The sequence below is a fragment of the Marinobacter sp. THAF197a genome, from assembly GCF_009363275.1.
In the GTDB taxonomy this organism is placed as follows: Bacteria; Pseudomonadota; Gammaproteobacteria; order Pseudomonadales; family Oleiphilaceae; genus Marinobacter.
Map to the genome: position 1 here is coordinate 1,331,547 of NZ_CP045324.1, position 12,398 is coordinate 1,343,944.

Genomic DNA, 12,398 nt, shown 5'->3' on the forward strand with positions numbered 1-12,398 from the left:
GTTCGAGTTTCTGGCCAAAGCGTGCAGGTTGTCGAGATTTGCCCCCATTTCCGCAAGCCGGCCGTCCACCGGACGCCCCAGTCGAGCGCCGCTTAATATTGGCGTTAAATTAGAAGAGGTTCGGATGAGGTTAGTTAGTATCTTGTTAATTTTTGTTGGCACATTATCAGCTTTCGGCACTGCCATCGCTTGCGGCAGAGGGCTCCCTGTTCTGAACACCACAAAAAGCGACGGTACCAAAGTTGGACTTTTTATTACGACGGACCAGATAGAAGCTACTCAGAAGTGGAGTTTGGACGAGGGTGAGCCTCCTTTAAGCATTTCGGCTGCGTATCAGCTAGTTGATGAGTGGGCTGAGAATCGATACGTCCGATATGATAGTGTCGAGCAGCGAAGATTCTCGCTCATTCATTATAGTTGCAAGCATGTTTCTGACCGCTGGTATTATGTTGTCGACTTGGTGCCGTTGATTGACGGGGACGAAGTTTGGGGAAATGGAAATTGGGCAGCAGTTTTAATGGACGGTACTGTTATAGGTCCACGAGAGTATTGGGCTGATAAATTATTTAAATTCGGGAGCAAACAATGAGTAAAACCGAACAATCTCATCGCCGAGCCGCTCAATTAGCGTTACCGATAAAGTATGTGGGCATTACTTTTTTAGCAGCGATTGCAGTTAACGCTATTATTATACTTTTATTTCGCGGTTCGTCTTTGGTGTATGCAGTAATACCTTTCAATGTTGCTTACATATTATCGGTAGCATGGCTTGCGAAGGTAGCTTATAGCTGGTTTATGGCTGTAATCACAATATTACTTACTGTGTTTCCTGTAGGAATTTTAGTTATTATGCTTCTGGCTTATAGTCGAGCAGCCAAAGAAATTAAAGAATTAGGGTACAAAACTGGATTCTCGGGAAACTTGGAACAAATTTTATAAATGCAGACAAGGGATGCTGGTGACGCCGCGCCCGTGCTGCAGGCACTATATTTTAGGAGAAAAACATGAAAAATGGTCTAGTCGTTCTGGTATTGACTCTGTTGATGGTAGGGGGGTGTGCTTCGAAATCACCTGAAATCAGCGCTGTTGAAGATCAGAAACTTCCTGCTAATGAAAGAGTGTTAACCTGCCTATTTCAGTGGGATTTCATGTTATATAGCTTTCAGGCGCGGAAGCAGGGACTAGATAGGGAACGGTTCGAGAACTATCTTTTAGAAGAATACACAAAAAATATAAGCCCTAAAGATAATAGGATAATTGAAACAGCTGTGAAGAACGGAGTGAGTGAAATATATACTGCTGAAGCTATTGAAGAAAACTTTTTGCAGGCGTTTTCCGGAAGTATCCATGACGGCTTCAAATCTTGTCTGGACGGCCAAGGAGTTGCTTCATTTGAAAACCATTTGAAAGGCGATATTCGATTGGCACAAATAGTCACTCTCATAGCTGCAGCCAAAAATAGAGGCATGACTAAGGCTCAAATGATAGAGCAATATGGTGGAGTCTCTGAAGAAAGAGATATGGTTATCCAGCACGTGTACAGTAGGCCAGATTTTAATGCCGGCTCTTTTAGACTCACTCTTTGGGGTGACGCAGTAAAAGCTATCAAGTGAAACAGAAAAAATGCAGGCACGACGACGCCCTCTACATTTCGCCTTCGGCTCAATTCCTAGGGCGCGCGTGCTGCAAGTGGACTTCCCCCGATACACATCACACGCCTTAGACTCAAACGGAGGTCCATTTAGGGGCCTTGAACGGCCAACTTCAATGTCCGCTTTGCGACCCCTGGTCACATTCCGGGCTCTGAACAAAAGCGAACGTTCACCATCCTCCACTGCGAAGCGGTTTTTAATCTAGTCCTGAAGAACAATGAGCCGCTTCAATCGTTCGGCAATGCAAAACCATTAGTTAACGAAATGGCAGCCCCATTTGTTCATGAAACCTGTTTATACGCAGTATTTGAGTATGAAGCCATGGACCGCTCCCTGTAGTTTGGCTGTAGGAAGCTCAACCAAGCCTTCCGAGAACCGGAAACGTCGACAACATCCACGACGCAAAGAGTGTCATCCGACCGGTGAGCACCATTACTCCCATTACAACGAGCACCAAGCCAGCAAGCGCTCTCAGTAGTCTACTCCAGCGACTGAGCCAGCGTACTCGTTGCCGAAAGTGTTCAATAAACAGGGCAGTTCCGAGAAAAGGGAGAGCTAACCCGAACGAATACGCCGCCAGATACAGCATGCCAGCCTCAGCATTGGCATGGGTGGAGCTGAGCGCCAATATGGCCCCGAGTATGGGGCCTATACAGGGTGTCCAGCCGATGGCAAACGCGATGCCCAGGAGGAAGGCGGCAGTGGGGCGCCCGCCTTCAAGAGACTGCCCAATGCGCCAGTCCCGCTGTAACGCCGGCATGCTCCACCAACCCAACATAAACAGGCCCATTAACACGATGAGCACGCCAGCCACCAGGTTGGCCTCTTCACGATAAGCCATCAGCCATTGCCCAAGAACACTGGCGCTTGCTCCCAGGGCAACGAATACGAGACTGAACCCCATCACGAAACAAAGACTCAGCCAGAACGCCTTCAACCGATTTGAAGCCTCAGTCAGAGCGCCTCCGGTAACAACCGACAGGTAGCCGGGAACCAAGGGTAAAGTACAGGGTGAGAAAAACGACACGAGACCTCCGGCAAACGCGGCGGCAATTCCCCAGGTTGCAAGATCAGGCATTCAGCCCCCTAAGTTTTGTTAGTTCGTTAAACCGCCCAGAAATCAAATTTGATGCCTTCCTTGGACGTGCCGTTGTCGATGATGGCCCGTGCGCGCCATAGCATTTTGCCGGTACCGCATTCCGGCAGGGTAATGGTTCCCTGGTAAACACCCTGGGTATGCGGTAACAGCTGGGTGCGGACCACGCCCATGTACATTTCAAGCCCTTCGAAATCCACGATCAGGGAGTCGGCTGTAACGTTGCCGAGATACACACGGATGGGAATCTCTGTCATCGATTCGATGGCTTCATTACCTAAGCCGACTGTGATGGTTTGATCGCCCTTTCGCCCGATACACTGACCTTTGAAAGGTGCGCATCCCTCGGTGGCGTAAAAGGTAACACCGGCATCCAGATCAGGCTTCAGGTACTGTGGCAGCACGAAGATTGCTGTGACCACAATGCTGAAACCGATGAGGCCGAATAACCATGACCACTTCTTAAAAAGCTGTTTCAATGCCATTTTCCAGTTACCAAAGACTTGAGGGAGGGTTGTTCGTTATTCCTGACTTTCGTTAGGTTGATAGCGGCGCTGGTCCTCGGTCCAGAGTGTTTTCAGGTAGTTGATCACCGACTGAATTTCCTGGTCGGTGAGGGTGTCCTCAAATGCTGGCATGGTCAGGCGGTCTGTTTTGTTGAAGGGATGCCGCCATCCCTCGGCAATCATCCTGAACAGCATGGCATCACTGTGGCGCCAGGTGTGGCCTGTCTCATCGTGAGGCGGTGGCGGCATTTCGCCTTTCTCATCCGGTTTGTTCCAGTCGGCCGCACCTTCACCCTGCCATCCGTGGCAAGCGGCGCAGTATTGCTCATAAATCTGGCGGCCCTCGGTTACTCCGGCCGGCACGCTGCCACTGTCTGTTGGCGCGCCCCCCGCCATCACAAGGGCCGGGGCAACGAGCAAGACCAGCGGGAAAGACCACTTATTCATAAACAGGAACCCATTCGCCAGAGGCGTTCTGCGAAAGCAACTCTCCGTTTTTAGTGCCCACCACGAGTCCTTCCGAGGGTGAGAACGTCAGAGCGGTCACCGCTTGGGGTATCTCAAGGCCAGCCCAGGTTTCGCCACCGTCAGAACTGTGGTGAAGTTGCCCCTCGATTACGGCGTAGACGTTTTCCGGGGCCGAAGGATCGTAATCAATGGCGGAAACAGTTCCTCGCAATTCGCCGGCGTCACCCCAGAAGCAGAAACAGTCCATGGAACGGGCCACACCGCGGGTGGTGCCGGCGAACAGCCAGCCACTTTCCATGCTGCCTGGCATATCAGAGTGCAGGAACGCCTGCACCGGCTCCCGGGGGCCACTGTCTACCTTCACCCATTCGGCACCCCCGTTCCTGGATCGGAACATGCCACTTGCACCGAGATAGGCGTAAAGCGTTTTGGCTTGGGTAGCGTGGGCGGCAATCGCCGTGACACCCAGGTCCGGCAGGGTGTCATTGAGGGATTGCCAACGCTTGCTGGCCTCGTCATAGCGCCAGATCCCAAGGCCAGGCCCTGAAAGGTACAGGCTTCCGTCAGCACCTTTTGCCATGGACCGGGGCTGGGCGCCGGAATCCGACGGTGGCAGGGGGATCTCGGTAGTGTTCTGGCTATCCAGGGCAAACAGACCGCTCTGCCGAAGCACCAGCAAAGCGCCAGATGAGTCCGTCGTCAGCGCTCTCACTGATTGGCCCTCATTCACAGACTGGGCTTGAACCAGGGTCGGCATGACAGCCACGAACGCGAACAGAAAAAGTCCGGAGACTGCTGAATTCAGGCGGGAAACCATTGCTCTCATAGGGCTGACCTCAGTAATCCTTGTGCTCACGGAAAACCTGTTGCTGGCCATTGGCGTTAAAGGCAATGACCTGGTAATCGTCCTTCCGGCCGGTTTCCATGCCAGGGGTGCCATGGGGCATTCCGGGTACAGACAAGCCGGCCGTGTTGAATTGCGGATCCTCAAGGTAGGCCAGGATGTCATTGGCCGGCACATGCCCCTCAATCACCAGATCATCAACCAGTGCGGTGTGGCAGGACGCCATATCGCGTGGCACGCCATGCTGCTGTTTAATTTCATTAAGGTTGTCGGTTTCAACGATTCGGGTGTCAAAGCCATTGGTCGCGAGGTGCTCGGCCCAGGACTGGCAGCAACCGCAATTGGGGCTCTTGTAGATGGTGATGGTTTGGCCTGCCTCTTCACTCTCGGTTAGAGAAGCCGACGGCTGGGCGGATTCGTCGGCCTGGAGGGCCAATGTGGTGGCGCCAGCGCCGATAACGATAGCGGCTATACCCGTATACAGGGCGAGTTTCTTGGTCTTCATGGGAAATCCTCGTTTGTAATCGCTTATGGGCAGTGCAGGGCTCGGGGGTGCACATGCATCCCCGGCCCAGAGCTTCAGTTCATGAGGGTGCCCAAATGGTTATTTGGCGCCGGTGTCTTTGTCTTTCATGCCACCAGGCATGCCATCGTCGCTATGAGCCTGCATCATCTTCATGCAAGCCTCGGTCATGGCTTTACGGTCTTCCGGGGACATATCTGACATCATGTTCATCATCCCCATCATGCCGCCCATACCCTCCATACCGTGCGAGGACATCATGCGGCTGTGTTCGGAATGACCAGCCATCATGCCGGCGCCTTCGCCATGGGCAAGGGCAGAGAAAAGGGCGACGCTGCCGGCCAGAACGGCGGCGGTTACGGTGAGCTTGAGATTTGAATTACGCATTTGATTCACTCCAGTTAAAGCCTCGTTACGGATGAACGGAAGTACGAGACTTTGTTGCAAGAATTAACTTCAAAGAGCTTGCCGCGATGGGCAAAAACCCGGGTTAAAACTCAGGAGTGATGTTCTGGAGGGGGTGTAATAGAGGCCAGGAACGGATTCTGGTAAAGGGCCGCTCGGCCGATCAACACCGTTTGGGAACCGGTGTCGGTAAAACCGATAGAATGCCCCGGTAGTAGGGCAAAGCTTACGTTGACGCCGCATTTGACCGGCCCAGTGGCGCTTGGACAGGCCATTTCCGGGGCGGAAACACAATCCGGTTCTGTGTCTGAGGAGTAAGCGGTGTCTTCAGTCTGGTCCATCATCATGGTGCCGCAATCCGCCATCGCTGGCTCCGCCTGGCCGCCTGCTACTTTTGACAAAGCAAACGCCGGCGCGCTGATCACAAGAAGCAGTGATAGCAATAGGGAGATGATTGGGCGGTTCTTTGCGGACATCCTGATCTTTAGCACCAAGCTTTGAGGACATGAGCTCTGACATGCAATTACTCTGTCAGTTCCGAAGATCTTAGCACTTTTCTATTCCCAAAACACACTCGCCCGGTCGGAAAGGGAGTGGACTTTCCGATGACTAGCTGAACGTCTTATTTTGGCGCGGAGGAGGACTGGCAACAGTGGCGTTTGGCTAATCGGGCGAATACGACGGAGTGTCATCTCGCAGACATTCAAAGGCTCGACGAAGGATTACGCGTGGTTGAAGGGATGGGGGACAGAATGGGGTCAGCTCACGAAACGGAAAAAATCGTACGCTAAGACCTCTGCAGTGTTCGTAACGATCGGTACTTTCCTTGTTCGACCTGTTTGTCCTGCTGCCAGATATAGTCGCCGGTCAGGTTGATGTGCTCCCAGCCCAAGGGAGAAAGATGCCGCAGAAGCGTCTCGTCGATATCCCGGCCGTCTTCGCGCAGTGCTTGAACCGCCCGCTCCATATAAACCGTATTCCAAAGGATAATAGCGCTGACGACGAGATTGAGTCCGCTTGCACGGTAGCGTTGATTCTCGTAACTGCGATCGCGGAGTTCACCGAGCCGGTTCAGGAAGACGGCACGAGCCAGCGCGTTCTTAGCCTCGCCCTTATTCAAACCAACCTGCACGCGGCGACGCAGTTCGACGTTTGCAAAAATTGCCACGACTATTGAAATCGTTTTTTGGCCATCCGGATTTGGCTTATATCTCCGGGTAATGTTCGCTTACTTTATTTCGAATTAGTAAGTGCAAGGCTGTCCTTGCCCACCCTTAAGGCCACACCTTGAATTGCTGCCCGTTTCCAGATCCACCCCACCATAGTCAGCACCTGGAAGCGCGACCTATTGGAGAGCGCGTCCGACCTCCTCGAAGGCAAGAGTATAGTCGGTAAGCAATTCGATGAACTCAGCACGGACGAACTGTACCGTGAGATTCGCCGACTGACGGTGGAACGCAATTTTTGTTGCTTAAGCTCCTGGGTGGCTCGTTCCACTTTGGCTGAGCTCCATGTATTTCACAGAGCCCTTCGGAAAATCCTTGCGAACCAAAAGCACTTCATCAACCTGTCACGTCAGTGACACGACAGTGTCATCTCTCAGCTTTACCGTTCAATTGTAACTCGCAATACGGCGAGCTTATTTATTGCAAAAGGTGATCCTGTGGCGCCAACTCAATCAACCAATGTGATGCTTCGAGTCGAGAGTATGGGCGTAACCTACCCGGGAAACGTCCTCGCGCTCAAACCCACCAACGTTCACTTTCACAAGGGCGAATTCACCGTGCTACTGGGACTTTCAGGCGCGGGTAAATCCACTCTGCTTCGTTCACTGAATCACCTGGTTAAGCCCACAACCGGGAAGGTTGTGTCTGGCGAGTTTGGTGAACTGACCAACCGTAGAATCCTGCGACAGCACCGCAGCCGCACCGCCATGGTGTTCCAGCATCACCAGCTGATCGAACGATACACCGCGTTACAGAATGTGCTGACAGGCAGACTTGCGTATCACGGTACTTGGCGAAGCCTGCTTCCCCTGCCCCGGCAGGACCTGGAGTTGGCTCTGCAATGCCTCGACCGCGTAGGTCTGGCTGACAAAGCGCTTTCCCGAGTAGATCAGTTGTCCGGCGGCCAGCAGCAGCGGGTTGGAATCGCCAGAGCATTGGTGCAGCAACCATCCATGATTCTTGCCGATGAGCCCGTTGCCAGCCTGGATCCGGCCACTTCTGAAAAGGTACTCGGCCTACTGCGCGATATTTGTCAGGAAGATGGAATCACCGCGGTTATTTCCTTGCACCAATTGGAATACGCCCAGCGTTTTGCAGACCGGATCATCGGCCTTTCGAACGCTCATATCGTTTTTGACGATGCTCCTGAAAACCTGAAATCGAAACACCTGGACGAGATTTACCACCGTTCACCCAGCGTGGTAGCTGCGGAAGGCAAACCAGCCATCCATAAACCTAAGACCACCCCGATAACGACAGACGTACTGGAGATAGCACAATGAAGACAATGATTCACTCTTTGCTGGCTCTGATAATGATGCTCGGCATCCATTGGTCAGCCCATGCCGCAGATACAGACCCTGATCTTTTGAAAGTTGCCTTGCTGCCGGATGAGAACGCGTCAGAACTGATCAAGCGAAACCAACCTTTGAAGGATTACCTGGAAACCACTCTTGGTAAGGAAGTAGAACTGATTGTTACCACCGATTACTCCTCCATGATCGAAGCCATGCGTTTTGGCCGAATTGACCTGGCTTACTTTGGTCCGTTGTCCTATGTGATGGCCAAGAGTAAGAGTGACATTGAACCCTTTGCCGCCATGGTGGTAGACGGGAAGCCGACTTATCGCTCCATCATTATTGCCAATGCGGACTCTGGCGTTGGCTCCTTCGCGGATATCAAAGGCAAGAAAATGGCCTACGGTGACCGCGCATCCACTTCCAGCCACCTGATCCCCAAGACCGTACTCCTTGAGAAGGCAGAGCTCGAAGCCGGAAAGGACTATGAGGCTCATTTCGTCGGTAGCCATGACGCTGTTGCGGTTAACGTCGCCAATGGCAATGCCGACGCCGGAGGGTTGTCCGAAGTTATCTTCGAGCATGTGATGGACCGCGGTTTGATTGATCGGAGCAAGGTCAAAGTGCTGGGCTACAGCGGTGACTTTCCTCAATACCCCTGGGCCATGCGTTCGAACCTGGCCCCTGAGCTGAAGAGCAACATTCAGAAAGCCTTTCTGCAGATCGATGACCCGGAGATTCTCGACAACCTGAAGGCTGAGGGATTCGCGGCAATTACCGACGAAGATTACGATGTCATCCGCGCTATGGGTGGCCTGCTCAATCTTGATTTCGCAAAAATGTGAGGAGTGCCCCATGAACTATACAACGACGGAACCGGCGACTCTGTCGCCGGCCCCGTCGGCCTCCGTGCTGGATGAGCACGCGAAAGGCTGGCGGAAAAAACTCGGACAGTCGCTGTTAGTGCTGCTCATCATTTTTGTCGCAAGTTGGTACGTAGGGCTGCTCAATTTCAATACACTTGCCAATGGCGTGCCAGCCATAGGCACACTCATTGGCGAATCTCTTCCACCTGACTTCACCAATGTGGCCAGCTGGGTGTCGCCGTTAATCGACACGCTTGCGATGAGCATTGCCGGTACTGCCATTGCAGTAACCTTGTCTGTGCCACTGGCATTCCTGGCTGCGCGCAACACCTCTCCACATCCGGTGGTGTTCCAAGTAACTCGAACCCTTTTAAACGGTTTGCGTTCAGTCCCGGAACTGATCATGGGCATCATCTTCGTGGCTGCTGTTGGTTTTGGGGCGTTGCCTGGCGTACTGGCGCTCGGTCTTCACTCCATTGGCATGGTTGGAAAGTTTTTTGCCGAAGCGATTGAGCATGTAGATGAGGCGCCAGTGGAAGCGGCCGATGCTGCCGGCGCTACTCGCTTGCAGGTGCTCTATCACGCCGTGCTGCCACAAGCACTTCCTCAATTCGCGGACGTGTCCATTTATCGCTGGGAATACAATTTCCGTGCCTCGACCGTAATGGGCATGGTGGGTGCCGGTGGTATTGGCTTCGAATTGATGGGCTCGCTGAGAATCATGCAGTATCAGGAAGTCAGCGCCATTCTCATTGTCATCTTGTTGATGGTCACCGTCGTGGACAGTCTCAGTGGCCGCCTTCGTAAGAAATTCAAATAAGGAACGTCGATGAAACCCAAGGTTGTGATAACCCATAAGATCCATGACAGTGTTCTGGATGAACTTGCCCAAGATTGCGAGCTGGTCACCAACCAATCCGGCGCCACGTTGCCCCAGGAGGAAGTGGCTGCGCGCGTTGCAGACGCTGATGCGATGATGGCGTTCATGCCAGACCGAGTTGGAGTGGAGTTCCTACAGGGGTGTCCGCGCTTGAAGGTGATTGGTGCAGCCCTGAAAGGCTATGACAACTTTGATGTGGATGCCTGCACGCGTCATGGGGTTTGGCTGACATTTGTACCGGATTTGCTAACCGTGCCTACTGCAGAGCTAACGGTCGGGCTGACGATCAGTCTCACCCGACAAGTCAAGGCGGCGGACCACTTCGTTCGATCCGGTGAATTTACTGGCTGGACACCACGCTTCTATGGGCAGGGGATCGAAGGCTCACGGATTGGTATTGTGGGTATGGGGGCCATCGGCCAAGCGGTGGCGCAGCGCCTGAACGGATGGGGAGCGGATTTAATCTATTCCCAGCCGGAACGTTTACCCGTGCAGCATGAGCAGGCACTGGGTTTGTCCCATACTCCCCTCAAGATGCTGCTGGCCCAGTCAGATATTGTGATCCTGGCACTGGCGCTCAATGAGCAAACCCTCCACACCATTAATCGCGAAACGCTAACAGGAATGAAACCGGGCGCATTCCTTATCAATCCCTGCCGTGGATCTGTGGTGGATGAGGGTAGTGTTCTGCAAGCGCTTCAATCCGGTCAGTTGGGGGGGTACGCCGCTGATGTGTTTGAGATGGAAGATTGGGCGAGAGAAGATCGTCCGAGGGAGATCGCCCAGGGGCTCAGGGCCCACCCCAACACGCTGTTTACTGCTCACATCGGATCGGCAGTCAGCCAGGTGCGTCTGGCTATCGAGCAACGCGCTGCTCGGAACATTCTGCAAGTGCTTCGGGGTGAGCGGCCGGGTGATGCGATCAATGATCCCAGTGGCCGCGAGAGCGGCCCATGCTGAATCTTGTCTGGCTGAAGAGTTTCGTGGCGGTGCTGGACCACAACGGGTTTCAGGCCGCAGCCCGCCAGTTGGACATCGCACAACCCACACTGTCCCAGCACCTTCAAAAACTCGAAAACCAACTTGGCGTTTTATTGGTCCACAGGGGGCGCTCTGGCTGTGAGCCAACCCGGGCTGCCTTAACCTTGTTGCCTTTTGCCCGAAGTCTGCTCCGGCTGGAGGAGCAGGCGAGATCTTCCATTATGGAGGCTCGACTTCGCGTTGGGGCGAGCTCCAATATTGGGATTTATATGCTCCAGCCCTACATCCGTCGTTACAAGGAGCTGGGCGTAGGGCCCGAGGTGGATGTGGTAATAGATTCCAATCCGACTATTGCACGGCATTTATCGGACGGTGAGCTGGACGTGGCGATTATGGAGTGGTGGCATGATCTACCCGGATTCCATGCTCAGGCGTGGCGTAACGAGCCCGTTGTTCTAATCGTTCCGCCTGGTCACCCGTTAGCCCGTCGAACCGATATCGACCGCGATACGCTGTCTAACATGGCTCTGATCGGCGGCGAACCCGGCACCGGCACTGGCCGGCTTTTGGCGACCTACTTCGGTGAGCATGGGCCATTTCCGACGGTATCTATGCAGCTGGGTAGCACCGAAGCCGTCAAGCAAGCGGTTAAGGTCGGACTTGGCGCATCGTTGGTGCTTGAAAGTTCTGTACGGGAGGAGGTCCAAAATGGAAGTCTGGTGGCTATTCCCGTGAGTGAGCCTGGCCTTAGCAAGGAGCTGATGGTGATTTATCCGAGCAGCCTGGACAAACACAGGCCAGTATACTCGTTTGTTGGGCATCTCTGTGAATAGCTATTGGGTCCACCTCACGCATATCTAGCTGGGAATGCAGATACTGAGCCTCACGCTCACTTCGACAACGCAGTATTCCGTCATCTGCATATCGGCAGAATGGGATATCCGGATGACGAACGGTCAGCCAACGATCCAATGCATAATGCAGAAACAGGTTTGCCAGAACTGGCGATAACGGGCCACCTTGTGGTGTGCCAACGTTCCGTCGTTCCTGCTTACCATCTTTCGTCTGCATCGGTGCCGTTAGCCAGCGCCTCACATACAGCAGCACCCAGGATTCAGAGCAATGGTGGTCAAGAGCCTTGAGCAATAGCTCATGATCAATATGATCAAACAAGCCACGGATGTCATACTCCAGCACCCAGTCCCTTTCCCAGCACCGCTTTCGCGTGATCACAAGCGCATCATGCGCGGATTTCCCGCACCGATACCCGTACGAGTCCACATGAAAGACAGGTTCCAGGATAGGTTCCAGCGTCATAGTAACCACAGTTTACGCTATACGATCGCTAACCGTGGGTACCCCGAGCAATCTTTCTCCTCCACTTTTCTTCGGAATTGGAACTGCTTTGACGGACGGTGGGAAATAGCTGCCGGAGGACATCCGATTCCAAATTAGATAGAGGTTCTTACTCAAGTCTCGATCAAAGTCCTGAATCGTCTGGCCATCTACACCGGCCGCACCTCGATTTGATTTAACGCGCTGATACGCCTTCCATACCTGGCGCTTGGAATTTTTTTCTCTAATTGCGGAAATACCGAAATTAGATAAAACACAGCACGCCCCTCAGTTAGTAATATGGCTGCCCGATATCCC

Annotated in this window: 16 protein-coding genes and 1 pseudogene; 8 read left to right on the top strand and 9 right to left on the bottom strand. The window is 53.3% G+C overall.

Annotated features, from left to right (window positions below; all coding sequences use genetic code 11):
- Positions 1-124 precede the first annotated feature (124 nt).
- The 3 genes from FIV08_RS06095 to FIV08_RS06105 all read left to right on the top strand — a co-directional run bounded on the left by FIV08_RS06095 (position 125) and on the right by FIV08_RS06105 (position 1,613).
- A complete protein-coding gene (locus FIV08_RS06095; RefSeq protein WP_152437698.1) occupies positions 125-589 on the top strand; it encodes a hypothetical protein in 465 nt (154 codons plus the stop codon).
- Positions 586-939, top strand: coding sequence for a hypothetical protein (locus tag FIV08_RS06100; RefSeq protein WP_152437699.1), 354 nt, complete (start codon positions 586-588; stop codon positions 937-939). The genes FIV08_RS06095 and FIV08_RS06100 overlap by 4 nt, the downstream gene beginning before the upstream one ends.
- A gap of 65 nt (positions 940-1,004) precedes the next feature.
- On the top strand, positions 1,005-1,613 hold the full coding sequence (locus tag FIV08_RS06105; protein ID WP_072676526.1) for a hypothetical protein: 609 nt from the start codon (positions 1,005-1,007) through the stop codon (positions 1,611-1,613).
- A 394-nt stretch (positions 1,614-2,007) separates the two neighbouring features.
- Here the strand turns inward: FIV08_RS06105 and FIV08_RS06115 are convergent, their stop codons facing one another.
- The 8 genes and pseudogenes from FIV08_RS06115 to FIV08_RS06150 form a co-directional block, all read right to left on the bottom strand.
- Positions 2,008-2,730 carry a cytochrome c biogenesis CcdA family protein gene (locus FIV08_RS06115; protein ID WP_011784772.1) on the bottom strand — a complete coding sequence of 241 codons (723 nt, stop codon included), beginning with the start codon at positions 2,728-2,730 and terminating at the stop codon, positions 2,008-2,010.
- Positions 2,731-2,756: 26 nt separating this feature from the next.
- Positions 2,757-3,233 (bottom strand): hypothetical protein, encoded by a 477-nt coding sequence (locus FIV08_RS06120; protein ID WP_011784773.1) that lies wholly within the window; start codon positions 3,231-3,233, stop codon positions 2,757-2,759.
- A 36-nt stretch (positions 3,234-3,269) separates the two neighbouring features.
- The gene (locus tag FIV08_RS06125) at positions 3,270-3,701 is read right to left on the bottom strand and encodes a c-type cytochrome (protein ID WP_011784774.1); all 432 of its coding nucleotides are present in this window, start codon (positions 3,699-3,701) and stop codon (positions 3,270-3,272) included.
- The gene (locus FIV08_RS06130) at positions 3,694-4,548 is read right to left on the bottom strand and encodes a hypothetical protein (RefSeq protein WP_152437700.1); all 855 of its coding nucleotides are present in this window, start codon (positions 4,546-4,548) and stop codon (positions 3,694-3,696) included. The genes FIV08_RS06125 and FIV08_RS06130 overlap by 8 nt, the downstream gene beginning before the upstream one ends.
- Positions 4,549-4,558: 10 nt before the next feature.
- The gene (locus FIV08_RS06135) at positions 4,559-5,071 is read right to left on the bottom strand and encodes a DUF411 domain-containing protein (RefSeq protein ID WP_011786663.1); all 513 of its coding nucleotides are present in this window, start codon (positions 5,069-5,071) and stop codon (positions 4,559-4,561) included.
- 99 nt (positions 5,072-5,170) lie between these two features.
- Positions 5,171-5,476 carry a hypothetical protein gene (locus tag FIV08_RS06140; RefSeq protein ID WP_011784777.1) on the bottom strand — a complete coding sequence of 102 codons (306 nt, stop codon included), beginning with the start codon at positions 5,474-5,476 and terminating at the stop codon, positions 5,171-5,173.
- A 110-nt stretch (positions 5,477-5,586) separates the two neighbouring features.
- Entirely contained in the window at positions 5,587-5,895 is a 309-nt protein-coding gene (locus FIV08_RS06145; protein WP_223268882.1) for a hypothetical protein, read from the bottom strand.
- Between the two features lie 386 nt (positions 5,896-6,281).
- Positions 6,282-6,647, bottom strand: a pseudogene (locus FIV08_RS06150) (Tn3 family transposase); the annotation flags it as partial.
- Between the two features lie 510 nt (positions 6,648-7,157).
- On the opposite strand from FIV08_RS06150, the gene phnC reads away from it, so the two are divergent.
- From phnC to FIV08_RS06175, 5 genes are read left to right on the top strand one after another with little or no spacing between them, the layout of a single operon-like run.
- Positions 7,158-8,003: a phosphonate ABC transporter ATP-binding protein gene (phnC, locus tag FIV08_RS06155; protein WP_011784779.1), complete on the top strand. Its 846-nt coding sequence runs from the start codon at positions 7,158-7,160 to the stop codon at positions 8,001-8,003.
- On the top strand, positions 8,000-8,863 hold the full coding sequence (gene phnD / locus FIV08_RS06160; RefSeq protein WP_011784780.1) for a phosphate/phosphite/phosphonate ABC transporter substrate-binding protein: 864 nt from the start codon (positions 8,000-8,002) through the stop codon (positions 8,861-8,863). The genes phnC and phnD overlap by 4 nt, the downstream gene beginning before the upstream one ends.
- Before the next feature lie 10 nt (positions 8,864-8,873).
- Complete coding sequence (phnE, locus tag FIV08_RS06165; protein ID WP_011784781.1) at positions 8,874-9,704, top strand: phosphonate ABC transporter, permease protein PhnE; 831 nt, start codon at positions 8,874-8,876, stop codon at positions 9,702-9,704.
- 9 nt (positions 9,705-9,713) lie between these two features.
- Positions 9,714-10,724 carry a phosphonate dehydrogenase gene (locus FIV08_RS06170; RefSeq protein ID WP_011783502.1) on the top strand — a complete coding sequence of 337 codons (1,011 nt, stop codon included), beginning with the start codon at positions 9,714-9,716 and terminating at the stop codon, positions 10,722-10,724.
- Positions 10,718-11,578: a LysR family transcriptional regulator gene (locus FIV08_RS06175; protein ID WP_011783503.1), complete on the top strand. Its 861-nt coding sequence runs from the start codon at positions 10,718-10,720 to the stop codon at positions 11,576-11,578. The genes FIV08_RS06170 and FIV08_RS06175 overlap by 7 nt, the downstream gene beginning before the upstream one ends.
- Here FIV08_RS06175 and FIV08_RS06180 read toward each other — a convergent pair.
- The gene (locus FIV08_RS06180; RefSeq protein ID WP_081432065.1) at positions 11,493-12,062 is read right to left on the bottom strand and encodes a reverse transcriptase domain-containing protein; all 570 of its coding nucleotides are present in this window, start codon (positions 12,060-12,062) and stop codon (positions 11,493-11,495) included. The two genes, FIV08_RS06175 and FIV08_RS06180, sit on opposite strands and share 86 nt — an antisense overlap.
- Between the last annotated feature and the right edge of the window lie 336 nt (positions 12,063-12,398).

Coding starts and splice junctions, on each gene's coding strand:
- FIV08_RS06095 (WP_152437698.1), top strand. CDS start 125: ATGAGGTTAGTTAGTATCTTGTTAATTTTTGTTGGCACATTATCAGCT.
- FIV08_RS06100 (WP_152437699.1), top strand. CDS start 586: ATGAGTAAAACCGAACAATCTCATCGCCGAGCCGCTCAATTAGCGTTA.
- FIV08_RS06105 (WP_072676526.1), top strand. CDS start 1,005: ATGAAAAATGGTCTAGTCGTTCTGGTATTGACTCTGTTGATGGTAGGG.
- FIV08_RS06115 (WP_011784772.1), bottom strand. CDS start 2,730: ATGCCTGATCTTGCAACCTGGGGAATTGCCGCCGCGTTTGCCGGAGGT.
- FIV08_RS06120 (WP_011784773.1), bottom strand. CDS start 3,233: ATGGCATTGAAACAGCTTTTTAAGAAGTGGTCATGGTTATTCGGCCTC.
- FIV08_RS06125 (WP_011784774.1), bottom strand. CDS start 3,701: ATGAATAAGTGGTCTTTCCCGCTGGTCTTGCTCGTTGCCCCGGCCCTT.
- FIV08_RS06130 (WP_152437700.1), bottom strand. CDS start 4,548: ATGAGAGCAATGGTTTCCCGCCTGAATTCAGCAGTCTCCGGACTTTTT.
- FIV08_RS06135 (WP_011786663.1), bottom strand. CDS start 5,071: ATGAAGACCAAGAAACTCGCCCTGTATACGGGTATAGCCGCTATCGTT.
- FIV08_RS06140 (WP_011784777.1), bottom strand. CDS start 5,476: ATGCGTAATTCAAATCTCAAGCTCACCGTAACCGCCGCCGTTCTGGCC.
- phnD (WP_011784780.1), top strand. CDS start 8,000: ATGAAGACAATGATTCACTCTTTGCTGGCTCTGATAATGATGCTCGGC.
- phnE (WP_011784781.1), top strand. CDS start 8,874: ATGAACTATACAACGACGGAACCGGCGACTCTGTCGCCGGCCCCGTCG.
- FIV08_RS06170 (WP_011783502.1), top strand. CDS start 9,714: ATGAAACCCAAGGTTGTGATAACCCATAAGATCCATGACAGTGTTCTG.
- FIV08_RS06175 (WP_011783503.1), top strand. CDS start 10,718: ATGCTGAATCTTGTCTGGCTGAAGAGTTTCGTGGCGGTGCTGGACCAC.
- FIV08_RS06180 (WP_081432065.1), bottom strand. CDS start 12,062: ATGACGCTGGAACCTATCCTGGAACCTGTCTTTCATGTGGACTCGTAC.